Here is a 1,146-nt window from a genome sequence, read left to right on the forward strand (position 1 = left end):
GTAAGCTGCTCATCCTAGCTCGCGAAGCAGGTATGTCATTAGAGCTTGAAGATGTGGTCGTTGACCAAGCGCTACCACCAGGCTTTGACGATTCTGGCAGTGTTGATGAGTTTATGGCTCGTTTGCCAGAAGCGGACGCGTACTTCAAAGAGTTATCTGCGAAAGCGGCAGAAGAAGGCAAAGTGCTACGTTATGTTGGTGAAATTAATGATGGCAAGTGCACAGTGAGCATGGCCGCTGTCGATGAAAATGATCCAATGTTCAAAATTAAAGACGGTGAACACGCGTTGGCGTTTTATAGTCGCTACTACCAGCCAATTCCTTTAGTGCTGCGTGGTTACGGTGCCGGTACAGAAGTGACGGCAGCAGGCGTATTCTCGGATGTAATGCGTACTTTAGGTTGGAAACTAGGGGTATAACAATAATGAGTTCAAGTGATATGGGCGTGGTGGTTTATGCCCCAGCTTCAATTGGTAATGTTAGCGTAGGTTTTGACGTGCTGGGGGCGGCAGTGTCCCCAGTTGACGGCAGTTTGTTGGGTGACCGAGTTCAAGTAAAAGCAGGGACTGAGCCGTTCAGTCTAAACACTGCTGGGCACTTTGTTTCGAAGTTACCAACCGATCCAAAAGAGAACATCGTTTACGATTGTTGGGTGGTGTTTGCTCGTGAACTGGACAAAAAAGGCATTGAGCTAAAACCACTTGAAATGACGCTAGAGAAAAACATGCCTATTGGTTCTGGTTTGGGCTCAAGTGCTTGTTCTATTGTGGCAGCGTTGGACGCGCTAAACCGATTCCACGACCAGCCTTTGAATGAAACGGAATTGCTGGCTTTAATGGGTGAAATGGAAGGCAAAATTTCGGGTGGTATTCACTACGACAATGTTGCTCCATGTTACCTTGGTGGTGTCCAGTTGATGCTTGAAGAGCTAGGCATCATCAGCCAAGAAGTCCCTTGCTTTGACGAGTGGTATTGGGTGATGGCGTATCCGGGCATTAAAGTGTCGACGGCTGAAGCGCGTGAAATTCTACCATCTCAATATCGTCGACAAGATATCATTGCTCATGGTCGCCACCTTGCGGGCTTTATTCATGCATGTCACTCTGGTCAGCCAGAGCTTGCTGCAAAAATGATCAAAGACGTGAT

Annotated in this window: 1 protein-coding gene and 1 pseudogene; both read left to right on the plus strand. The window is 47.6% G+C overall.

Annotated elements, in window-relative coordinates:
- A pseudogene (gene thrA, locus R7Q38_RS24225) lies at positions 1–419 on the plus strand (bifunctional aspartate kinase/homoserine dehydrogenase I); the annotation flags it as partial.
- 20 nt (positions 420–439) lie between these two features.
- The coding region (gene thrB, locus R7Q38_RS24230; RefSeq protein WP_318114620.1) for a homoserine kinase at positions 440–1,146 on the plus strand (707 nt) is incomplete at its 3' end.

It is taken from the genome of Vibrio sp. Vb0598, from assembly GCF_033338935.1.
Classification (GTDB): Bacteria; Pseudomonadota; Gammaproteobacteria; order Enterobacterales; family Vibrionaceae; genus Vibrio; species Vibrio alginolyticus.